General features: G+C 44.5%; 18 protein-coding genes. All 18 read right to left on the reverse strand.

Going from position 1 to position 23,073, the window contains the following annotated elements; translation table 11 throughout:
- Nucleotides 1-90 precede the first annotated feature (90 nt).
- The 18 genes from ACSVDI_RS06210 to ACSVDI_RS06295 all read right to left on the reverse strand — a co-directional run bounded on the left by ACSVDI_RS06210 (nt 91) and on the right by ACSVDI_RS06295 (nt 23,048).
- Nucleotides 91-1,026 (reverse strand): conjugal transfer protein TrbL family protein, encoded by a 936-nt coding sequence (locus ACSVDI_RS06210; protein ID WP_457943372.1) that lies wholly within the window; start codon nt 1,024-1,026, stop codon nt 91-93.
- Between the two features lie 7 nt (nt 1,027-1,033).
- Nucleotides 1,034-1,396, reverse strand: coding sequence for a DUF3852 family protein (locus ACSVDI_RS06215; protein WP_457943374.1), 363 nt, complete (start codon nt 1,394-1,396; stop codon nt 1,034-1,036).
- Between the two features lie 54 nt (nt 1,397-1,450).
- Complete coding sequence (locus ACSVDI_RS06220) at nt 1,451-2,578, reverse strand: DUF7768 domain-containing protein (protein WP_457945433.1); 1,128 nt, start codon at nt 2,576-2,578, stop codon at nt 1,451-1,453.
- A gap of 15 nt (nt 2,579-2,593) precedes the next feature.
- A complete protein-coding gene (locus ACSVDI_RS06225; protein ID WP_457943376.1) occupies nt 2,594-3,001 on the reverse strand; it encodes a single-stranded DNA-binding protein in 408 nt (135 codons plus the stop codon).
- A gap of 64 nt (nt 3,002-3,065) precedes the next feature.
- Nucleotides 3,066-9,386 carry an SNF2-related protein gene (locus tag ACSVDI_RS06230; RefSeq protein WP_457945434.1) on the reverse strand — a complete coding sequence of 2,107 codons (6,321 nt, stop codon included), beginning with the start codon at nt 9,384-9,386 and terminating at the stop codon, nt 3,066-3,068.
- A 323-nt stretch (nt 9,387-9,709) separates the two neighbouring features.
- Nucleotides 9,710-12,667: an Ig-like domain-containing protein gene (locus tag ACSVDI_RS06235; RefSeq protein ID WP_457945435.1), complete on the reverse strand. Its 2,958-nt coding sequence runs from the start codon at nt 12,665-12,667 to the stop codon at nt 9,710-9,712.
- Between the two features lie 46 nt (nt 12,668-12,713).
- On the reverse strand, nt 12,714-13,265 hold the full coding sequence (locus tag ACSVDI_RS06240; protein WP_457945436.1) for a hypothetical protein: 552 nt from the start codon (nt 13,263-13,265) through the stop codon (nt 12,714-12,716).
- Nucleotides 13,262-13,663, reverse strand: coding sequence for a DUF4320 family protein (locus ACSVDI_RS06245; protein WP_457943383.1), 402 nt, complete (start codon nt 13,661-13,663; stop codon nt 13,262-13,264). Before ACSVDI_RS06245 ends, ACSVDI_RS06240 begins: the two co-directional genes overlap by 4 nt.
- A gap of 10 nt (nt 13,664-13,673) precedes the next feature.
- The gene (locus ACSVDI_RS06250) at nt 13,674-14,294 is read right to left on the reverse strand and encodes a secretion protein F (RefSeq protein WP_457945437.1); all 621 of its coding nucleotides are present in this window, start codon (nt 14,292-14,294) and stop codon (nt 13,674-13,676) included.
- 245 nt (nt 14,295-14,539) lie between these two features.
- A complete protein-coding gene (locus tag ACSVDI_RS06255) occupies nt 14,540-15,469 on the reverse strand; it encodes a type II secretion system F family protein (RefSeq protein WP_457945438.1) in 930 nt (309 codons plus the stop codon).
- Entirely contained in the window at nt 15,466-16,833 is a 1,368-nt protein-coding gene (locus ACSVDI_RS06260) for an ATPase, T2SS/T4P/T4SS family (RefSeq protein WP_457945439.1), read from the reverse strand. The genes ACSVDI_RS06255 and ACSVDI_RS06260 overlap by 4 nt, the downstream gene beginning before the upstream one ends.
- Nucleotides 16,826-17,569: an AAA family ATPase gene (locus ACSVDI_RS06265; protein ID WP_457945440.1), complete on the reverse strand. Its 744-nt coding sequence runs from the start codon at nt 17,567-17,569 to the stop codon at nt 16,826-16,828. Before ACSVDI_RS06265 ends, ACSVDI_RS06260 begins: the two co-directional genes overlap by 8 nt.
- Nucleotides 17,559-18,308, reverse strand: coding sequence for a Flp pilus assembly protein CpaB (cpaB, locus tag ACSVDI_RS06270; protein ID WP_457945441.1), 750 nt, complete (start codon nt 18,306-18,308; stop codon nt 17,559-17,561). Before cpaB ends, ACSVDI_RS06265 begins: the two co-directional genes overlap by 11 nt.
- A gap of 17 nt (nt 18,309-18,325) precedes the next feature.
- Nucleotides 18,326-18,832, reverse strand: a complete 507-nt coding sequence (locus ACSVDI_RS06275; protein ID WP_457945442.1) for a prepilin peptidase — start codon at nt 18,830-18,832, stop codon at nt 18,326-18,328.
- Nucleotide 18,833: 1 nt separating this feature from the next.
- Nucleotides 18,834-19,043 (reverse strand): DUF6133 family protein, encoded by a 210-nt coding sequence (locus ACSVDI_RS06280; RefSeq protein ID WP_457945443.1) that lies wholly within the window; start codon nt 19,041-19,043, stop codon nt 18,834-18,836.
- A gap of 380 nt (nt 19,044-19,423) precedes the next feature.
- Nucleotides 19,424-19,678, reverse strand: a complete 255-nt coding sequence (locus ACSVDI_RS06285; protein WP_457943396.1) for a septation protein SpoVG family protein — start codon at nt 19,676-19,678, stop codon at nt 19,424-19,426.
- A gap of 20 nt (nt 19,679-19,698) precedes the next feature.
- Nucleotides 19,699-20,733, reverse strand: a complete 1,035-nt coding sequence (locus ACSVDI_RS06290; protein WP_457943397.1) for a hypothetical protein — start codon at nt 20,731-20,733, stop codon at nt 19,699-19,701.
- Nucleotides 20,734-21,299: 566 nt separating this feature from the next.
- On the reverse strand, nt 21,300-23,048 hold the full coding sequence (locus ACSVDI_RS06295) for a hypothetical protein (RefSeq protein ID WP_457945444.1): 1,749 nt from the start codon (nt 23,046-23,048) through the stop codon (nt 21,300-21,302).
- Nucleotides 23,049-23,073: the final 25 nt, after the last annotated feature.

Genomic DNA, 23,073 nt, shown 5'->3' on the forward strand with positions numbered 1-23,073 from the left:
AAATAATGATAAGATCGTGATGCGTCCACAAGCCTAACACCGGTGGCGCTTCCAAATCTTTCGGATAATAAAACATAACTTCTTGCCTCCTTAATGCATCAGGGTTTTCCCAAGAGAAATGAGAGAGCTTGTAGTATGAACGACACTGGTTAAATTACCCCTTACGGAGGTATCCAAACCAAACATCTGCGCGATGCGCGGAACCTCGGCACCGGCCAGCATTAAGCCGGTGCCGATCAACATCTGGTCCTTAAAAACATATAAACCGGCCACCAGCATGATATTTTGAAGAAACGCGGTAAAACAAAGGCCGATGACTTGTTTACACCAGGAAATAAATCCGTCGAGGTATCCGCGTGGAATACTGAACATATACAGAGAGCCAACACAAATCTGTATAAATAAGATTCCACCGCGCTTTAAGTTACCAAAGAGAATTTTTAAAAACGCATATGCAAACGCCAGAATAAAAAGCAGTTCCGTGATTTGAGGTACGTGCTGCTGCTGGCCGGAAATCGAACTGGCGGCACTGCCTGCAATGGAGCCAATGACATTAGCTAGTGGATTTCCAGACACCAAGTTCACAAAAAAGGCGATAGCACCCGCAATCATTTGACCGGAGGACATGGGAACATTTGCTTGCGTGTTTGTGGAGGCCGCAGTGGTGTTAACCACAGCAGCAATGGCAGACTCAACGTTCACGCTCAACTGAAACAGTTGAATTGGGACGGTCGTAAACAGTACGGAAGCGAACATTCCGATACCAATATTTTTCGCGGTATCCATGAAATCCGCTTTCCCATTATCAAAAGAGATAAAGAACTCCAAGATTGCCAGGACAATCCCAACTAGGACTAACGCATAACCAAATAGCTGAAACAGATAAATAATCGCTTTGATAAATTCATTGCTAAATAAATCTGCTCCCAAGTTGCCAATGTATTTGTTAAACTGGTTCATGAGATCTAAAGTCGTGTAATAGAGCCATGTTTCAAGCTGCTCAATGGAATTTCCAACAGTAAACATTGCTCAATCACCAGCCGATCGCGCTCCAAGCCCAAAATGGGGCAGATACGGCAAGAATCAGCCCTGCGCCTAATCCTGCCGGTTCGATCCATTCAATGCGCCCACCGTTTCTTTTGTACTCAGCAACTGCGGTCGCTAATTTGATGACAAAAAGGATTCCTAGGACTGCGTCGGCAAGCCCGAATACCGTTATATTTACAATCAGTTTGATCTGTGGTTTTAAGTATGAATTGTATGCGTTATTTACTGCATTAGCCACATTGGCCTCCCCAGCTGCGAACGCTGTTGCTGAAAAGAGAGTAATAAAGACAGTAACAAAAATAAAAATCAAAAGACTTTTACGCCAAGTTGTAAAATTTAATCGTTTCAAAATTTTTCACTCCTATTTATCAAGTTTTGGTTGCCTAAAGCAGAGAAAAAATAATTACATACACAACTCCTGTTCTTCTTCCGGTTCGAATATTTCCAGGTCCGGCTGGTTATTGTCAGATTCTTGTCTAAGAACCACTTCTTCGGCCAGTGCCAATTCCTCCGGGGTCAGATAGTCGTTCGCTTCTTCCGGAATATTGACTATTGCTGGGGTATTGGAATCCCCTCCGGAGAAGACAAACATCCGGGCACCGGTTTCCTGAAAAACCCTGTCTAGCTTTTGCATCACGATATGTTCCTGATATTCTTGAAAGGCAACCGGTTCGATCTCTTTCAATAGATTGAGAGAATTTTGAACATCCAGCCTCGCATCTTGGAAAGGAAGCTCACGAAGCTCATCCGAATAAGTCCCGGAAAAGCGGTTATCGATATCGAAAAACGGCCGGCCGAAATCATTGAGAATCAACAGAGCAAATTTATCATGTTTCGCCACTGGGCAGTACGTGAATGTCACCAAATCATTCTGGTCAATCACCAAGTAAGGTAGGGCAGTGTCCTTCATTGGGAAAAGCTGACTGTATTTTTCTAAGCCTAATTGCTGAAATAATTTATTCCACTCTGATAAAATTAATGGTTTCAGAATGTCAGCAACCGCTTTTTGCAGTTCACCGGATTCCATTTTCAAAAAATCAAGAGCATGTTTCGCACCATCCACCGTCACTTTGTTCCCATTGTCAAAAAGGACTTGTGCAAAATTGCCAAGATTTTTGTCGACCGTAACAGTGTAGTAAGCCGTATAAATTGGCTGATACTGCTGCAGAATCATAGATTTTTGCGTATGAAGCTTTTTTAAATCCGGTTTCATATTCAATTCCAACACTTCTTTCATGTGTTTTATGGGAATCCCATGTGTTTTTGCATACTCAATCTCACCACGCATTCCGGGTGAGATTACATTACCGCAGACCCAAAGTTCGTCGCAGCGGGAAAGAAGAGCAAGGCCCATCGCAAGCGCACGCTCTCGTTGCTGTGGAACATTGTCATTGAGATACTTTGTGAAGATGGTATGCGGAGCCAGAGGAACAACGTCCATTCGTGCGGCTGATGCGCAATATTGATTCGCCATCTCAATGTTTTTTTCCATATCCCCGTGCAGGGGAGAACAGATATAGACCAGTTTCATGTCATCTCACTCCTTTCAGAATGGTAAATCTTCATCCGACACGTCCGGCGGGAAATCGTCAGAAGGCGGTGGAGCGTCATTTTGTGGCTCTGCTGCGTTATTGCGTTTTGATTCTGCAAAGTGTACGCTGTCTGCCACTACTTCAAATGCTTTGCGCTTGTGGCCATCTTTGTCCGTATAAGACCGTGTTTGGATGGAACCCTGTACCGCCACCAGTTGGCCTTTGTGGAAGTATTTGCATACAAAATCCGCCGTACTGCGCCAGGCAACCACATCGATGAAGTCTGACTGGCGTTCCGCGCCAGGCTTCACATACAAACGGTCGACCGCCAGCGTAAAGGTGGTAACAGCCAAATCATTTGCTGTGTGACGCAATTCCGGATCGGCAACCAGCCGACCCATTAGTACTGCAACATTTAGCAATATACTTACTCCTTTCTAAAAAATTAGGACAACCGGTCAATCCGGTTGTCCTAAAAGGCTGCTTTTACATTTCTAAGTCCATTTCATTATTGTGTTCCTCCTCGATTTCTTCTGTTTGAAATGAATTGCAATCGGAAGTAATAATTTGTTCATTATCATTATCTAAGTTAGACGAAAGTTCGATGTTGAGCTTATCCAGCCTTTTCGTCTTTTCATCTAACTCGGATTGATATTCCCACGGAATTTTTAATTGCTCGTTCAGCGCTGAAATTTTCTCTTTGGCATCCACAATTTCTTGTTGGCAGAAATGGAGACGCTCATCTAAGTCCTTTAAAACATTATCCAAACGCATTGTGCAGCCAACAGAGTCCTCTCCGAGTGCACATTCATACCTTCCAGAACCACATAACATGATTTTATGGATTCGTGAAAAAGAACTATACGTCAGCTCCATTCGGAATCCGCGGTATCTACCGATAGGCAAATACTCACCGTCTGTCCGGTACGCGTTTACTTTCTGGAGAATTACTTGTCCCGCAGCTTCACGCTTTTTATAGATTTTGCCGAATAACTCCATCTCAAAATCTGATTTTGCATTTTCCTTTAAAAGAGCAATATCCTTTTCAAGGTTTTGAATTGCCTGTTCGTTTCGGGCAATACGCTGAGGAAGGCGAGTCAAGCAATCATCCTCCATGTTATATCTTTCAAAATTGAATTGTGCTTTTAGTGCGTTAAGCTCTGCAACACGAACGCGCAGTTCTTCGCGCTCTTTGATGCGCGGGTCGTTGGTGGAAAGCATTTTTACGGTAGCATAATCCAATACGGTTTCGTCAATATCCTGCGCATGACGCTCTGCACATCTGCCGGAGGAAATTTGGCTGATGAAGCGCTGTTTTTGCTCAAGTATCTGCCAACTGTAGGCGTCAAATGTTCCTTCTGTGACGTACCGGTACTCGGTGACTTCAGAATTTTCATTTCCGCGGCGGAAGGCTCTGCCGTTTCGCTGCTCCAAATCACCCGGTCGCCAAGGGCAATCTAGATGATGAATTGCAACAATTTTATTCTGAGCATTTGTTCCGGCGCCCATTTTTGATGTGGATCCAAAGAGAATTCGTACTTTTCCGGAGCGCATGTCAGCAAAAAGCTGTTCTTTTTGCTTTTCACTGTTGGCATCATGAATGAATTTTATCTGTTCTTCAGGAATACCTAACTGAATCAGTTTCTGCTTCATGTCATCATATACATTGAATTTTCCATCATAGTGTGGGGTAGAAAGGTCGCAGAAAACCATTTGTGTACCGCGTTTTGGAGTACTGTCTACCCATTCTTGATAGATGGTTTTTACTGCAAGATTAATCTTGCTGCCCTCATAATCCGAATAAGCAGGGTCAAGGATTCGCATATCCAGTGCGCCGCACCGACCACGGTGTGTTTCTTTCAACGCATTGTCTTCCCATGGAGCAACCTCTCCATTATGAATCAGTCGGAACCGTTCAATAATGTCTGCCACCAAAGCCTTCTGGTCGTCACTCGGTTTTGCAACGATGATCTGTGGCTTTCCGCCCCGCATTTTGGGTATGGGCAGTTTCAGCTGATCTGCTGTTTTAATGTCAGCTACCAGTGAATACAAGTTCATCAGCTCCGGAAGATTGACAAATTCGGCAAAACGGGTCTTATACCGGTATTGCGTACCATCCGGAGTAAGTTCCAGGGAGGATACTTTTTTACCAAATGTCGCGGCCCACGAGTCAAAATGCCGGAAGCCCAATTCGGTGAGTTTATCGTTTTCTAAATAGCGCATCATGACGTATAGCTCGGCCATACTGTTTGAAACCGGTGTTCCTGTTGCGAATACCACTCCACGCGGTCCGTGATTCCGCTCATTGATATATTCGCATTTCATAAGCAAATCAGAGGATTTCAGCGCATGGCTGCTGGAAATTCCGGCCACATTTGACATTTTCGTTGGGATAAAGAGATTTTTATAATAATGTGCTTCGTCCACAAATATTTGATCCACTCCAAGCTCTTCAAAAGTGAGAAGATCATCTTTACGTTCCTGATCTGTCAAGTGTTTCAGCTGTTCTTCCAAACTTTTTTTAGTACGTTCCAACTGCTTGACCGTCCAGTCCTCACCGTTTTCCATATGGGCAAGCTCCATGGCTTCGGTGACCGAGTTAATCTGCTGATGGATTAGGCGTTCCCGGCGTTCAGGACTGACCGGGATTTTTTCAAAGCTGGTATTTGCAATAACCACCGCGTCGTAGTCCCCGGTAGCAATCCGGCTAATCAGGCGCCGCCGCTTCGATCGTTCAAAATCCTGTTTGGTGGCTACCAGCACATTGGCACCCGGATACAGTTTCAAAATATCGCTGCCCCACTGGTCAATGAGGTGACCGGGAACGATAAACATACTTTTGCTGCAAAGGCCCAAGCGCTTTGATTCCATTGCGGCGGCAATCATTTCATAGGTTTTTCCAGCACCCACACAATGGGCAAGCAGCGTATTCCCGTTGCTGATCATCCTAGCCACAGCGTTGCGCTGGTGTGGTCGCAAGGTGATTTCGGGATTCATACCAGGAAATGTCAGATAACTTCCGTCATACTGCCTTAGCCGGATATTGTTATATACATCATTGTATTTGCGTACCAGACGTTCGCGGCGTTCCGGGTCTTTAAAAATCCAATCTCTAAACTTATTCTCAATAACCTTCTGTTTTTCCCGCGCGGCGGCGGTTTCGGATGGATTAACCTCATATGTGTCATCCGGCTTTCGGTCGCGGATGGTCGGGGTTTTCTGATTCAAGGAGAGTTCCAGAAGTGCGTAACTGTCAATTCGCCTGGTTCCAAACGTCTTTGACGCAGTTACGTCAGAGAAAAGTAGGGAATGCGATACCCCGCTTATTTTCCAGAGCGCTTCAGAAGGCAGATAGATGACTTTCAGGTTTTTTGCGTAGTTGGGTGGATTGAAAGTGTCTTTGATAAACTGCTCGATATCAGATGGTTCCAGCAACGGTGAACCAAGACGAACATCGATCTGAGATGCTCCCAGATCCTCCGGCTGCACTTTTTTCAGATAGGTGACGTTGATATTGTACTGATCATCTTGTTCCGCCGCATTTTGTGCGATGGATAACTTTTCACGTACGTTTCCTGAAAGGTATTCTTCCGCAGTCAGATATTTTCCGTCAATCGGGTCTTTAAAAATGATACCAGTTAAGTCCTGTAAAATCTGTTCTTCCGTCTTGTCTGTAAGCTGGGACAGAAACGGAATATCCACGCAACCCTTTTGGTTCAGGCAAATGGGTAGCGCTTCAACTGCCGTGTCTACGTGGGTAATAGGCTGCGGAGGTCGAATGGTACGTTTTGTGAAAATCGCTGCTTTCGTGACGTGATGGTTTTCATCCACATTTTCTAGGCTGCAGAGCAACGGATAGTCTGCATCCGATGAAAATGCCAGACGATTCCCTGTTCCCGTAAGCGGGCCATATTTCTTCACGTAGGAGTCATACAGCCGGTTCAACTCTGCTTGTGTCTTTTTAACGGCCGAATCAGGATAATCTTCACTCTGTACCCGAATAACCTCACGGAGAGCATTGCGAATTTCGATCATTCCGCGAATCCGTTGCTCCCGTGTGCCGGTGAAGTTTTTCTCAACCATCTGACTGTTTTCGCGGTAATAGATTTTACCGTTCTCACCTATGGCGTAGCTGTAATTCTTAACATTTGGGTCGGCAAGAATGACGGCTGCTTGCTCCTCTTCTTCCAGGTCTAAGATGGGTTTTTGGTACTCCGCTTGAAGCATGGAAATGGCTTCGGTTAACTCTTTACGCCAGTCTTTTCCTTCATGAGGTAAAAGTGTGGTATCTTTCGCACCGCCATACATTCGGTCATTAAATGCCATAGTTCCGAGCATCATTTCGGGGTGATCATAAAAATAAGTGTTGATTGGCACACCATCATCTGTGTAAGTCAGGTTTACCCAGTCCGGTTCGACATCTACCATACGTTCGCGCTTCTTCAGGAAAATAATGTCCGCAGTCACTTCGGTGTTTGCTTCGATTTTCATCATGGTATTTGGCAATCGTATGGCTCCGATCAGCTCGGCACGCTGGGCGATGTATTTTCGTACAGCGTTGTTTGATTTGTCCATGGTTCCCTTTGATGTCACAAAGATGATGAGACCGCCAGGGCGTGTCTTATCCAGTGCACGAGCGAAGAAATAGTCGTGTACCAGGAAATTATACCTTTCATAGCGTTTGTCTGGAATCTTGTACTCTCCGAACGGCACGTTGCCAAACATCACGTCGAAAAAGTTATCTGGGAAAGTTGCTTTTTCAAAGCCTTTAATCTGAATCTGTGCTTTGGGGTAGAGCTGCTGTGCGATACGCCCGGTTAGACTGTCCAGTTCCACACCAAACAGGTGACTGGACTGGGTAGTTTCCGGGGGCAGATAGCCAAAGAACCGCCCTATTCCACAGGACGGTTCTCCAATATTACCTCCGGTAAACCCAAAATTCTTTAAAGCGGTGTGAATCGCGCTGATTACGGCGGGCGGTGTGTAAAACGCGGTTAAAGTAGATGCCCGCGCCGCCGTATATTCTTCTTCTGTAAGCAACTCTTTCAGTTCGTCGTATTCCTTTGCCCAGGATGCGTTTCCTGGGTCAAATGCCTGCGATATGCCACCCCAACCGACATACTTAGATAAAACGGTTTGCTCTTCTGGAGTAGCCGGACGGCCTTCTGATTCAATCTGTTTTAATAGACGAATTGCATCAATATTGAGCTTATAGTGCGTTTTTTGACCACCGGTTACTTCCGACATATCTGGATACCTGAAATTCTCCAGCTTTTCACGGTTGAATTCTTTGTGGGTATCCCGGTAGATGGCTTCGGCCTGACGGTGGATTTCGTCAACACGCTTCTGATGCTCGGCGTCTTCTTCTATTTGCGGATTTGCCGCGGATCTCATTTCCGCCTTTGGAACTTCGGATGATGGCCCTTCTGCAGGTGACTCAAGTTTCTGCTCCGGTTGGAAAGCGACCGCGTGCGGAGTAGTTTCAGCTGTCGGTAATACGGAAAACAGAGATAACTGCTCCGGCCGCTCCGCCGGAGTACGGGAAAGGAAACGGTCTTCCTCCACCATGGTTCGGATTTCCTTTTGCACCATGCTCCATGGAGCAGTCCTAGAGTACTCCCCTTCGGGAAGATGGATGGTAAGTGTCAGTCCTTTTCCATCAAACATATAAAATCCGGAGTTCTTATTGAGAAAAGTAATAGATCCACCCCTAATTCCATAGTGATACTTCAGAAAATCAATCGCTTCTTTGGAACTAGGTCTGGTTTGAAAAAAGCGCTGTATCTGTTCCTGCTGCTCATCGGAATTTTTCAAAGCTAAAACAGAGAAAAGATAAATATCCTTAAAGTCGTTTTCACTAACGAAGGCTTCATAAGCAGGTTCTCCGTTCATGGTATCCTGCTCATTTTTTGCATCAAAAAAGGCAGCTTCTAAAGAAGCTGCCTTTTCCTTGTATGAAGCTATTTCTGATATATCACGTCGTTCATCGTGATTTCCTGTGCCTGTTGATACAGTGCGTTGTTGTACTGAATCATCTTCATGGTGTCCTCCGTCTTCGGTGGGGGATTCTGTTTGCGCAGCCGTTCCAGTACGATTCCCTCGTAGCGGTTCGCTTCTTCCTCTTTCTGATGGCACACTTTCATGAGTTCCAGCGTCCCGATCAAGATTGCATAGCGACCCGGCTGGGTTTCCTCCAGATATTTCTTGTACGCGATTCCGTATCGTGTCAGGGGTTTGTCGTATTCCGGCTGTGTTACTGCCAGTTCGGGATAAATTTTCTCTTTGGGTAAATCGGACATTTTGTGATCTCCTTTGCTTAATCAGCTGTTCATGCTGAATTTGTTTGATGGTGTGCTCAACCTGTCGGAGCAATTCGCCGGAATGCTTTACGCAGGCCTTTCCTAAAATGAGGATGTGCTCCGAATTGGTAAGAAGGGGAAAGTCGTCAAATATAAGAGAGTCAAGGATTTTGCTTTCTGGCGCAACCCGGCTGTAAACCATCTGAGTAATGCTGTCGGAAAGGAATTCCTGAATGATTGCGTCTGTTTCGGAAAGTTCGATCTGATCCAGTACGGTTCCTTCGATTCTCTGAAATATTTCTTCTGCATAATTATTATAGCACTCCTGGACTGCAACTTCAATGACATTCAGTAATCTTTGGTCAAAGGTTGTTCCACTGTTTTTAATGCCGTAACGGTCTTCCAGATCAACCAGAACCGCGTCTTCCATCTCCGGTTGGAGTTCCCAGAAAACAGGACGAGTTTTCTGTTCTCCGTTTGTATCGCTGACGTCATAAACATAATCCAACTCTACCCGGCTGCCTGAAATCCGGAGAATCGGGATTTTCGCGTCATACGATGTAATATATCGGCCGACCCTTTTCCAAATATCCTCGGTTGCCAGCGCTGTTGCATCCGGACGTTTCGAATAAATTAAAAGTGCGGAAGTAAAGTCATACTTATAAACTCGGGACGCAAATTGCAAGAAAGAGCGCCACTCTTGCACAGAGGATGTCACTTTTTCTCTCGTTTGCTGTAATATTTTTTTGCATTCGCTTAGTTTGTCCATGAATTTCCTCCATTTATAAATAAGCAGCCGGAGAAATCCGGCTGAGTGAGAATATTGTTTTATTAGGTTTCAGGAACGTAGGTGAATTGTTGCCCGGTTGGAACCCATGTAAAACAAGACCACGGTATCGAAACAACTTGTTCGTACTCGTCATCCTCACTTGTACATCTGATACCAATATCAAAACTTATACTTCGCACACCACTTGATGCATCAGCATATATAGTCTGCTCCTTTAAGACAGGCCAACCGATATTCTGTTGAGCCAAAAGCGTAAAGAAGTGGCTAATGCCATTGTTATACGTTACCGTAATAGATTCAATGTGATAATTATTACCCCTTCCGTTGTAACTTCGCTCTATGGTTCCCTCAGAAATTTTTATTAACGGAGTTCCTATGTCGTATGGTGTATTATCCGAAACATAAAATGTCAACTTTCCATGATAGGTACTTGAATGTTTTCCTTCTCTGTAGCCTCTCATATCGATGGCCATATACTCCGATGATGAAAAGTTGTCGATAGAGCAATCTCCATCAGAACATTCACAGTAAGCACCATATAAGAATCCTCGATTTAAGGTGAATACAGCTGCCAAATTAATGTTATCATTGACGAAAACATATCGGCTGGCATCCGTATTTCCATCAGACCACTGAACAAATTTATAGTTGTCATTCGGGATCGCTGAAATCAGAATACTGCTTCCATATGCGTAATTTCCGGACCCGGTCACAGTACCACCATCCCCCGCGGAAAGAGATACGTTGTAAGTATCAATGGCAAAATTGGCGGCTAAGGTGACATTTTGCGTTACAACCAGCGTCCGGCTAATGGACGTAAGCCCATCATTCCATGAAATGAAATGAAAATGAGGGTTTGGAACAGCTGTCAAAGTAACGGATGTGCCATATGAATAGGTTCCTCCGCCAGTTATTGTTCCATTAGCACCACTAGCCATGACAGTGAACGTGTCTACCTCAAATTGGGCAGAAACCGATACATTTGAATTAAGGCGGTTGATGACATAGGTCGAATTTGTTCCTGCTGTCGACCCATCCTCGTTAATCCACTTGACAAAGTGATAGTGGGGTGACGGTGTAGCTGTCAAAGTAACCGTGCTGTTTTCATCATAAACTCCGGCTCCGGTTACGGATCCATTCGTAGCTGGCTTGACTGTTACCGTATATTGGATGGGAGTAACAGCAACCTGACATTCTGCTGAAATATTTCCATCATGAGTGATAGCGCGAATCGTTGCACCACCAGCACCAACACCCTTAACATTGCCGAAATTATCCACTGAGGCAATGGATTCATCGGAAGATTCCCAAATCACTGCCTGATCGGTTGCATCTGCCGGAGTAATTGTCGGAGTCAGCTTATCTCCGGAAAGCCGAACAAGCGTGAGAGAAGTTTTGTCCAGTGATATACCTGTAACAGGAATGACCACTGTAACTGTACAGGACGCGGTGAACCCACCGTCATGGGTAGTTGCCGTAATGATAGCGGTGCCAGGCTTGACTGCCAGTATTTTTCCGAAACTGTCTACCGTGGCCACCGATTCGTCCGATGAGGTCCACTGCACCGCCTTGTCGCTGGTATCCTCCGGGAACACGGTGGCAGTCAGGGCTTCATCCTTTCCCATTGCTAATGTAATGGCCGATTTATTTACGGCTACACCAGTCGCAGGTACGGTAACCGTAACTTTGCATTCTGCAACATGGGAACCAGCCTTTGCCGTAATGGTGGTTACGCCGCCTTCCACGGCGGTAATGACTCCGGAATCGTCCACAGTCGCTACGGCAGGGTTGCTCGAAGTCCATTCCATAGTTGGTTTCTCCGTGGTGTCCGGCGGATTAATCGTAGCTGTTAAGGCGGTCTGTGTACCCTTGATCATATTCAGTTCCGTCTGGTCAAGCGTAAGGGACGAAATAGAGATAACCACTGTCACGTTACAGGATGACGTATACTTCTGATCTTCCGTGGTTGCGGTAATAACCGCTTTTCCAGGGCTCATGCCAGTAATTTTTCCGTCTGAATCGACGGAAACCACATCATTGTTGCTGGTTGCCCAAATCACTGTTTTATTTGTACAATCAGACGGAGTAACGGTTGCGGTCAAGGTTCGAGCCGCGCCCTTGTCAAGGCTGAAATCCTCAGCGTTTATTTTAATGCCGTCCGGCGGCACTAAAACAGTAACGGTGCAGGATGCTGTTTTGCCGTTTGCCGTTGCCGCAACCACTTGGGTAGTTCCAGCACCTACAGCAGTAACCTTTCCGGATTGATCCACCGTGGCGATTTCCGGGTTATTGGTTTTCCATGTAATTGTCTTATTTCCAGTTGCGTTGGATGGGGAAATTGATGCTTTCAGTAGTTCTGAGGTTTCCCCCTTGTTTAGTGTAAGTGTTTCCTTATCCAAAGCAACTCCGGTAATCGCTTTAGACCTGTGCCCGTCGGAACCGGAATGCCCTGGCACTGGTGTGCTGGGAACCGTTTGTTTCGGGGAACTAGATGTTTGGGAACTAGAAGTCGGCTCACTAGGAGATGAGTTTGAAGAAGGTGTTGACGACGGAGCCGATTTAGAAGAGGTGGGTGCTTTGGAAGACGTGGAAGAGGCTGACGATGCAATATTTGAAGATACTTTACCCGGCGTAACGGATATTGGACTTGGTGTTACATTTGGCTTTGAATGTTCACCCGATACTTCGTCCTCTTTTGCGTCAGGATCGGAGGATTCCGTCTGTGCAGATGTTTCGTGCGAAATAGAATTAGATGGATTAATTTCCTCCGGATTGATGTGGGAATTTTTAGGGACGTTGCTCGTTATCTGAAGTTTTGCGGTATGTGGATTTCCAGTCATACTTGCAGAAGTATTGAATACTCCGGTTACGGCCTGCAGCACTTCGGGCATTTGACCGGTTGCTACGGCATAGCTGGACACCCCTGCGCCAGCGACCACAAATCCCATAAGCAGAGAAAAGAGGAACTTACGATGTTTCCTCTTGCTTTCATCTTTCATGTAAATACCTCCTTACAAACAAAAAAGCGGAACTAATTCCGCTTTTTTAGAACTTTGCGGTATAACCCGCTTTTACTTGCATAGGAATAACAAGCGGCGGCAGTTTCTGCCAGCCGAAGGATAAAGGCACTGTCAACGTATAGGTTGCCGTGCCGGTGAATTTAGGCTCATTTCCAAAGCTATCCGGTGCGAATGGAGTATTTGTCATCTGGATGGATAAATCTGAAATACGATATTCCATTGTGCTGCCGTTGTATTTTGCGTGTCCGGAGCCATCAGATTTTGTCCCCAGCTGCTTATCCATGATAGAGTAGGCAAAGTCGGCATTGATGTCCTCCGTCCACTTTCCGTTATTCAGTTTATATCCGCCGCTATACCCTTCGCGCAGACCATTGTATAGTCTGTCGTAGTTTTCTGTACAGGTCTGTGTAATGACGGTTTCCATACCGTTACGCGTACCTTGGACAATCACATTCAAACGCAGGTATTCCAGTCCACAGGCTACAAGGATGATTAAAAGCATGGCGACGACTACGGTACTGATATTACTGCGGCCTTTACTGTTCCGTAAGACTCTTTTGAGCTTTTTTATCATCATTTCCAGTAAACCTCCGAACGCCCCGTTTGTTTTGAAGTTAAAGGCACTGGAAATGAGCCAAACCAGCCGAACCCAATGTCTTTGGTTATTCTGCAGGTCACGGTAAATTCATCGTCCAGCTGAATTTTACCGGTTTTTGACCAGCTGATATCGGGATGCAAACCAGTTTCTTCAGACAATTTTCGTGCTTTTTCCGTAGTCTGCGTGCCTACCATGCCGGTTAATTCAGCGGTGCGTTTCAGCTCTGTCGCGTAAGTGTCGAGCTGTTGTTTAGCGATAATGGCAGGAAAAGAATATAGCGCGATGGCAATAATCATAACAGAGATAATCAGCATGACCGGAGCTTCAAATACAATGCTTCCGTTTCGTGATTTCAGAATCCTGTTTATTTTCTTCATGATGATGACCTCACATCAGTTGTCTTAGCAGGTTTACAAAATAAATTGCGATTGGCGTAAGAAATGTAAGAAAAAAAGCGGCCAGAATCAGGTAGTTGAATACTTTTACTTTGTCCGGCCGTTTCTGTGCAATCATTTTGAGTTGTTGCAGTTCCTGCTGTTTAAAGTCGTTAGCCAGCATGGCAAAATGCATGATGCCGTTATCGCCGCGAATGACCGCCAGCAAACCGCGTACAGTCTGGCTCATCATGACGGTATTCACACGGGATTCCAGATGGATTAATGCCTGCTCCTGTGAGCCGGTTTTCATCTCAGCGATTGTTATTTCCAGCTCATACCGAAATGCATCGCCAGCGCTTGCTTTGTACCCCTCTAAAATTTCCAAGATATTAGAGGTACTGTTCAGCTCCTGCTCCACCGTGGAAACAAAACGCGGCAGTTCTCGGTTAATTTCTTCATGGCGCTGCTTTACCTTCGTCCGTGCTTCATTTATATCTCGAAATATACCCCATACTGACCATATGATGATGATAACATCCATCAACGGAGCCAATAGGGAAAATGGAATTAGAAATAGCAGCTTTAGCAGCGCCTTGACAATACAACGTGCGAAATATGTTTCCGGTTGCATTGGAATTTCCGCGACGGCCAGCGTTGACCTCCACTCTTTTTTTCGGGATTCGCTGAGCCGGATTATTTTGCTGAGTCTCGAAGCTAGAGATATTTCAATAGCTTCAATACTTAAAATGTGATGTTTTTTCGGCTGCGTTATACTCATCACAGCCTTTGTCGCTGCAAGCGTAGGAATGTGACATAAGTCGCAGGAAATCAAGTATATACCAAACGACAGGAATAAAACAAATATTAATTCCATAATTACCTCCTGTATTCGACAGGCCGGGTATTCTGGACGACTGCGACCAGCGAAACAATTAATATCACCGCGTCAATCGTAATAATGATTTTTCCCGCCATCGAGTACATCAAGATGTTATACCAGTCTGCGTTCATCATCCGGAGCATTGGAATCTCACCAATCAGCAAAAGCGCCATAATGACAAACTCTTGCATTGGCTTGTACATCAGGTTGTTTAATTCTCCCGATACATAACGCATATCTGACAACTTGTTTACAATAGGCAAGAGGGTGCTTTTTAAATTTCGATCATCCTGACATAGTTTCATGGCGTCGATCCACTCACAGAACACATCACTGTCAATTTGATCTTTCATTTGATCCAGCAAAGCCGGAATATCCGGGCTGATCATCTCAGCTTGCACCAAAAAGCGTTGAAACGTCGGTTTTATCTGAGGGTCAAGATACTGAATATTTTCCGCGACCGCCGTAATGATGGAATCTGTGCGAACATACGTCGACGTGATCGTGGATAGAGCGGTTTCAAGTGCGTTATTGAAGTTCTTTCGATTTTTAGCTGCCATCAGCAACACATATAAAAACGGAAGCAGAGCAAATCCAATCGCCAAAACTGGTGTAAGGAACAGATTGCTCACAGCGCTGGACAGTAAGATACCGACTATGGCAAGGATAAATGACATCATAACCAGCTGAGAAAAACGGCCAATTTGATTTTCTTGCCGCAGGGTATCCTGTGTTTCTTTCACAATTCTCTGAGGACCGCGCAATTTTCGCGGTCTGGTGCTTTTTTGTATGGCATGTTTTAATTTTATTTTTCTGTTTGATTTAATCTGAGAAAGTTGGTTTATCAACTCGAGAGGGGAAATATCGAGTAAAATATACATACCGCCTATCATTAGGAAAAAGGCGGTGGTATAAAAAAAAGTCAAGCTGCTTCAACTCCAATCATCTTTTCAAGCGTCCGTTCGTCCAGTCCTTTTCTTCTCAGCTTTGCCTGAAGCTGAGAAGAAATCGGGTTGACTTTTTCGAAATTGCCTATTACTTCTGTTTTCCCGGTTCTAGAATTTTTTTGGTTATTGTAAACGTGGTACCGGTACAACGTGCGAACACGGTACTTTCCATTGCCTAGGATCTCACCTTCTGCAATTTCCACGATGCGGCGCACGCCATCTTCCATCTTATCTACGTAAAAAACGACCGGAAACGCTTTAATGATGAGATCCATCAGTTTGAGCTCACTCAGGTTGGTAGATTTCTGCATACATAGCGTCAGAATGCGGTCATAAATATCGTTACAAGAATCGGCGTGAATGGTACTCAGGTCAGCATGGCCGGTTAAAGATGCTTCCACCGTTTCATAGGCTTCGGAGCCTTTCATTTCCGCCATGCAAATGTATTTCGGGTGGAAGGTCAGCGCCTGTTCCAAAAGCATCTGCGCGGTCACAACCTGTTTCGGATCATTGGATTCTTTGGTAACCGTACTTATGACACTGTTTATAACCTGTCCTTGTTGATTTCTCATAACCAGATCAAATTCACGGTTACCAACTTCAATGGTAAACAACCGATTTCTTTTATTATTTGCAACCGCCCTTAATATGTAGCTCATAAGTGTAGTCTTTCCGACACCGGTCGGACCGGCAAGACACATAGAAACTCCATGACGGTACAATGTCACGAGAAAATCCAGCATTTCTTCCGTGGCAAGCCCATTTTCAAGAAATGCATCTTTGCCTAAATTCTGCGGATTCACGAACCGAATTGACGCCTGAACACCGATATCATCATCAATAACACCGGGTCCGTTTACAGTGATACGGATATTTTTATTCAAATGCCCACGGACACAAGGATGCGCACCGTCCAATACGATTCCTGATTTTGAAAGAATGCGTTTGACTACGTTAATTGCGTGGAGAGGAGAATAAAATTGACCGTCTGCCGGTTCCACTCTCCCATTGCTGAACCAAACCTCAACATCATCCCAGGCATTGATGTTGACTTCCTCCACATCGGGAACGCGCATATCAATGTACTGGGAAAGGAAAGAAAATCCGGCCATTTCGTAATACAGCTTGTTTACCAGCTGATCCGTTGTCATTCCTTCCACACCATACTCTTTTTCAGCTAGGTACTGTTCAATATACGACCGGAACTGCGTGCTGTTTTTGCTGTCTAGGTTGGACGTCAATTCTCGATATTTCTCGGACATATACTGTTGGATTTCATCAAGCAACACTGGAAAAGGCAGAGCTTTCTTTTGAGATGTAAACATTGCCGTGTTTCTAGCCATTCAAAAATACCTCTTTTACTAGTTGTTTCATGACCGGCTCAAAACGCCGCGCATCTTTTCCAAACAGGGAATCGAGCAGCCTCTGTTCATTGAATTCCTGTTCCAAAGATGGACAATGCGGAAATACATAGGGTACTCCTCCCAATGACTCCTGGAATGGATAGATATCCTCATCAGGAAGTACGTTATTCAGAACATTGATATGTCTATCATAATGAAACCGCTCTTCACGCAATAATCCTTTCTGCGATGCTAAATACGCAGAACTTCTCAGGTTCGCATTTGCAACCTTGATTACTGCATCTGCCGTTTCCAAAGCAACCGCAGTGAGCAAGTTATCCACCGTATGGCTGGAACAGTCCACTAAAATGTATTCCACATTGGCAAGGCGCCGACAAAGCTGGAAGAGATTCCGTACATCTTTTTCATCGTATTGCCGATAGGAAATCGCATTCTCGGCGTTCTGGTAGCCTAACAGGCTAATACGATCACTGTATACGGTAAAGTGTTTCAGAACGTCAATTTGGGATGGGTTTGGCAGGGACAGCAAGTGCCCTAAAGATTGAGTACATTGTGCTGTGGGCATGAGCAACGGCAATACTGGCGTTTCGTCGTCACAGTGAATGACCAGCACATTCTTTTTATTTTCTTCCAAAACCTTTGCGATTTTTATGGACAAGGTTGTTTTTCCGCTTCCTCCACTGCCCCACAATGCTACAAACCGATTATTTTCCAACTTCGGTTCCTCCTTGTGCCTGTTGGTTCAGGTATTGTGCCTGGATATCTAGAAACTTCTGTGCGTTTTCCTGCGTGCCACGGTAAACGAGCGCAGCATGAAGAACGCCATTATTTTCGTAATCCACCAGTTTCTGCATCTGCGCTGGTGTTGCCAACACGGTCAAAGTAGAAGGCATGTCTTCCTCTTTGGTGTCCTTTGTTCTTTCATCCTCAGAGTTATCCGTGCCAGTATCGTTGGTGGCCGCCAGCAGTTTAACATAGCGCAGTTCTTCTGGCGCAAGCGTTTGTTTCATGTCACCATAATTTGCAACATCAAAAGAGATAATATCGCCCGATTCCAGCTTTCCGGAAAGGCCAGCCGCAAAGTTCTTTATGCTGACAGAAACAGCGACTTGTTTCCCATCTAGCTGCGACAGATATGCATTCGGGGCTTGCGTTGAAATTTTTGTATCCAGTATGTTATCCCCCGGTTGCAGTGTTGCCGTCGCGTACTTTCCAATGACTTTGTCAGGGTCGGTAATAATATTGGCAGGCAGGTTATATCCACCTACTTTGACCGTCTGTACCATGTCCTTGGTAATCAAAGCACTTTCAGGTATCTTTTTGGTTACGCGCACGATAGAAACCTGCTTAGAGTTGGATGTACTCAAAGCCGGTGCAATTACAAGACAGATCAGGATAGCAATCACAATGCTGCCAATCCCCAAGAAAGTTCGGTTTCGAAATAACTTCTTCATGTGGTAATTCATTCCTCCTAAAGCAGCATGTATGCAAAAAAGCACCCAAGGCTTAAGCTGGGTGCTAACGCATACGTATCTTTCTTTCTCATTAAGCGCGGGTATAGGTATCTGACGATAAAAATGCAAGAGCCAAATAAAACACCCATAACCGCAGCACGACCTAATACAAAGCCATAGGCGGCAATGAGCTTAATATCCCCGCCGCCAATGACTTCCGTTTTTGCGATCAGCGCAACGATTAAGAACGGAACGGCGATGGCCGCACCGGCCAGTGATTCCCAACTGACTCGAATGAACCCAATTGGTATTAATGGAATAAGCAGCAAGTCGGGAATTGTTTTCGTTTTTGCATCACAGTAGCTGATTGCAAGCATAAAAAGAGTAAATAAAAAGCCTTTGATGATCATCAGTGGATCAACAAAAGCAGAGAAAAAGATGAAAAGTGTACTGAGCAGTATGAGCGACATTACGATAAGCTCAGCAGGGCTCATGTTTTTAAAAATCTCCGTTAACTGTTTCATATTAAGACACAGAGAAAATGCTTTTTATCTTGTCCCTAATGCCAGGAATGACGGTATCGGAAAAAATTCCGGTAAAGGCATTTAAGATGATAAGCCCCAATACAACCGCAATAACGGCGGCGATAGCAATTTCTACCGCCGATGCACCGGAAGTATCCTCGAGTTTGATTTTTGCACGAATCAGTTTCTTTCTTAAAGCTTCTTTGAACATTTTCATTCCTCCTGATATTATTAATTTTGAGTAAGTGATGTTGAGTTCACAACTAGCTGGAATCCAACGCGACGTCAATCGGTTTATTTCGTGTCCTCATTTAATTTCACTCCTTAAAGAATCCGGTGAACTTTATTCACCGGCTTAAAAATTTATCATTGATATTGCGGAGAAACGACATGGAATTATCCTCGCGAAAAATCAGCTGGCCAAAAAATACAATATCAAAACCACCGAAGAGACTGTTTGGTTGGCACCAGATTTGGTCTGTACGGTAGAGTGGATGCCGCGGCAAAACGGTGCATTAAATCAACCGGTGTTCAAAGGGGTTGCGGGATGACAAGAGCCCGGAGGATTGCTTAGAAAACTGAGAAAGGGCCTTATAGAAAATAATCCGCATTTAACCGATAGGCTTTCAAAATCAGTCGCTGCATGTAATCTCTGGTATCCTGGTTAAGCGGAGCTACCAACGCCTTTCCATACTTGTCTTTGGGAAAATCCACACACATGCCATGCGGTGTTTGGATAATTTTAATATCATTCAGAGCAAGCCCGTTATCAAGAGCAACAGACGCAATTCCTTTCAACCGAGTGTATCCGTTAGTATTGCGAACTGTGATGTTTGTAATTTTCATAGATTCTGCCTCCTTTCTGATTACACTGTCATTTTTTGTGCTTCCCGGTCGCGCAAAAAGTTGATTAGACAGCTGCGCCAGTAGGCCGACACGTTTTTGACGTTCTTAAAACTTTTCCCACGCATGTGTTCCATAAATTCCATAATTGTCGTACTATCAACCCGTGCTATGTACGGTTCAAGAGCTTCGCGCGTCTGTGTTACCCCGTTGATTTTGGTTGCTCGAACAGTCTGCATCTCCACCAGATAGTCAATGATGGCATCCACTGTGGAAAGGTCATCTGGTTTGTTCTCCTCAAAATAATCGTACTCAATTTGTATTTTTATTTTTTCGCGTAAAAAATCTGTCAATCCGTCTTCGTAAGACTGACTGACAGAAGTATTACTAGAGAGAGTATTATTCGATAGAGTATTACTGGATGGAGTATTATTTATATACCCTACATTTCGCATAGGATGCATGGAGCATGGTATGCATTCAGCATTGGGTGCAAAATGTAGGGTATGGTTATTTAAACTTCCTTGTTCCTGACCATACCCTACAAAATGTGGGGTATGGTCAACAGAAGAATCGGTCTGCTGATCTGAGCAGTCATCCGGTTTATCATTAGGGTCGGACGCTAAAGGCCCATTTGGTTCACCATTACCTACAAAATGTAGGGTATGGTCAGCTTCTTCATTGTCTTTTTGAGGTAAAATATCTTCACCGTATTTGTTCCGGTTGATAAGGGCGGGTTGAACAGTATCCGGAGTATCCAATAATTCATACTCATATTTGAACGCTCCATTTTTGCCGCCAGGCATCCGATACATTTTCAGATAACCAGCGTCCTTCAATTCTTTCCAAGCGCTGTCAAACGCACGATCTTTTTCCTTGCACATTTTTTTCAACCTATAAACTTTCAGGTTTATACCGGGAATAGTGATAAGACTTTGAATAACGGAATAGAGTCCTTTGGCCTTAAGAGACAGCTTTGCATCCTGCAAAGCTGCATTTGAGATTTGTGCGAACTTTGCTTTCTTTGGACGAAATTCACCAGATAAATTTTCAGACATAGTTGGACACTCCTTTATCATAATTGTTAGCTGTGCGTTGTACCGGGCTTACTACCGTTCGGCTTTGCACACCGAGCCGCAGTCACAGAGCTGATCAGCTCCACGTTTATATGTTGAAAAAGAATTTACCTTAATTTAGGCTATCTCGAAAAAAGACCGGCAGGCATGGATGAACCAGCTTGCCGTTGTCAATCAAACAATAATGCAGGTAGTAGCTCATATACTTAGCATAATGCCTTTTCTTGATTTGTGCGAAACTGTAATTTTGTATAATTAGTCACCGCCCCAGGCAGGACGAAAAGTCAAACCCGAAAAAGTGGCAAATTTTTAATTTAGCTGTTTTTGGAGCGGAAAATTGAATGCCATACAACCACAAAATATTGTGGCTGCATAAAACAAGAAAGAACTCACGTTTTCTCAAATTTTCTCAGTTTTTCTCATTAGGATTTCGAACGTTGATAGACAGCTGCTTGTTTCTAATTTATAATAATATTCTTACAAGGGGTGAGAACGGTGTTATTGGACTCTGATTTGAAGCCAATTAATAGGGAAGCCTTTTGTATTGTTTAATCCACCAGCTGCGGCCCAATATGCCAATCGTCATAAACAGAGCCGTTTATCGTCACGTAGTCGTTAAGATTAAGGCATAGCATTCCGGCCGGGGTCCATGCATCTTCCAGATAGGTGTATGAAGTATATGTTCCGTCTGGATACCACAAAGGCGTAAAATGAACCCGCCGGTTATAGGTGGAGTATTCATTGTTTTTAAACTGTAGCACCGCGGATTCACCAGCCTGTGTCAAATCCAGCAGCCGCCAATAGTTTTTATATTGAAATTCCGGGAAATAGGTAATTGCCGTTTGTGCACCAGTAATGTGAGAAGATGGAGCTGACGACCGAATCTGAGCATTGACGGACTCCTTGACACCGTAACCGGAACGCATCAATTTTCCTCGTGCGGTTGGAACCTTATCATCCGGTAAAAGAGACATATTTGCCGTGAGGGTCGCGTGGTAGCTTTTAAAACTGAATTCCCAGTTTCCTTCATCAACCCATTTTCCTTTGTCCTTCCAATAGCCGCCTTTGGGAGAATCCGTATCTTTTACCCATACCCACTTCTCATGCCAGACCCATTTAGGTATCCATTTCGCATTCCAAACGCCCCAGGAACTTGCTGATCGCTCTGTGTTCTTAGGTACGGTGGGTACTACAAAGTTATCGTTTCGATCTTTTGCGGTTGGATTTGGCGGATTGTGTTCGGCTAATGATTCTATCTTTGCAGTAATCCTGTTGTAGTCTAACGAACCTTTTGTAGCAGATACCGTTATGTTTACAGTCTGTGGAGTGCTGGGTGTATGCCATTTTACCCAAACAAGCTGTGATTCGCCCTGCGGAATTACAATATTCGTCACGGTGTATGTTCCGCCCAAAATGTGAAAAGTAACGGATGCAGGTTTGTCAGGATTGATTTCAGAACCAGCTGATAATGTGACGGAAGTGATAACGTCCGTGTTTACCCGGTAGGTCTCATTTTTAGCACCGGGATTCACCGGTGGCGGCGGGGTAGGGCCTTCTTTGAATTTCACAATTCCCAGTCCCAGCGAAGTGATAATCGTATTATCGGATTGCGGTTTGGACGTAGACCCTTTATAGGCCGGATACCCTAAATCTGACTTTTCAAGGAATAAGGACAGCGGAAGATTCTGGTGCGTTAGCGAAACCATCTTACTACGTAAACCACCGCTTAATTTTTGGTCATATAACGCTGCTTCTGTTGCAGTCATGGCCATTTTATAACCTTGAAATGTGAAGTAAGCTACTGGCTCAATTAGAAGTTTGAAGTTCCCATTGATCAAAGTATCATAGGATGTGCCAATTAAAGATGCTACGTACTTAATAACCAACTCATCGGTAAAATAATTTTTAATAGCAGCGATATTTGCATTACCGCCGCCGCTGATGATTTTTGGTAGCGCTTTAGATGGTTTAGTAGCAGCATATGCAGACTGTGAAGCTATAAGTGTTGAACCGCTTCTATAATGAAGTTTACTTTTCTTAATAAAGAAACGTACAACATCACTCTCATCATGATTTGTTAAATCAAACGGTGTGCTGACTGGTTTGTTGTCGCTGGCACGGATAACCGTTACCCTAACACCGTCTTCTCCTTCGTGCCAAAAATTTCCGCCTGTACCGCTCCCCATACCGCCGCCGCCGCCATTCATGTTTCCATCGCCGATCCCGTCAGCGAAAGCAGTACATGGAATTATAGCAACCAAAATAGTACATAAAATAAGTGAAATAATTCTTTTCATTTATCTATCTCCAATCAAAATGTGT

This window comes from Caproiciproducens sp. LBM24188, assembly GCF_054130445.1.

Coding starts and splice junctions, on each gene's coding strand:
- ACSVDI_RS06210 (WP_457943372.1), bottom strand. CDS start 1,026: ATGTTTACTGTTGGAAATTCCATTGAGCAGCTTGAAACATGGCTCTAT.
- ACSVDI_RS06235 (WP_457945435.1), bottom strand. CDS start 12,667: ATGAAAGATGAAAGCAAGAGGAAACATCGTAAGTTCCTCTTTTCTCTG.
- ACSVDI_RS06260 (WP_457945439.1), bottom strand. CDS start 16,833: ATGGCTAGAAACACGGCAATGTTTACATCTCAAAAGAAAGCTCTGCCT.
- ACSVDI_RS06280 (WP_457945443.1), bottom strand. CDS start 19,043: ATGTTCAAAGAAGCTTTAAGAAAGAAACTGATTCGTGCAAAAATCAAA.
- ACSVDI_RS06275 (WP_457945442.1), bottom strand. CDS start 18,832: ATGAAACAGTTAACGGAGATTTTTAAAAACATGAGCCCTGCTGAGCTT.
- ACSVDI_RS06245 (WP_457943383.1), bottom strand. CDS start 13,663: ATGAAGAAAATAAACAGGATTCTGAAATCACGAAACGGAAGCATTGTA.
- ACSVDI_RS06295 (WP_457945444.1), bottom strand. CDS start 23,048: ATGAAAAGAATTATTTCACTTATTTTATGTACTATTTTGGTTGCTATA.
- ACSVDI_RS06220 (WP_457945433.1), bottom strand. CDS start 2,578: ATGAAACTGGTCTATATCTGTTCTCCCCTGCACGGGGATATGGAAAAA.
- ACSVDI_RS06285 (WP_457943396.1), bottom strand. CDS start 19,678: ATGAAAATTACAAACATCACAGTTCGCAATACTAACGGATACACTCGG.
- ACSVDI_RS06250 (WP_457945437.1), bottom strand. CDS start 14,294: ATGCAACCGGAAACATATTTCGCACGTTGTATTGTCAAGGCGCTGCTA.
- ACSVDI_RS06290 (WP_457943397.1), bottom strand. CDS start 20,733: ATGTCTGAAAATTTATCTGGTGAATTTCGTCCAAAGAAAGCAAAGTTC.
- ACSVDI_RS06240 (WP_457945436.1), bottom strand. CDS start 13,265: ATGATGATAAAAAAGCTCAAAAGAGTCTTACGGAACAGTAAAGGCCGC.
- cpaB (WP_457945441.1), bottom strand. CDS start 18,308: ATGAAGAAGTTATTTCGAAACCGAACTTTCTTGGGGATTGGCAGCATT.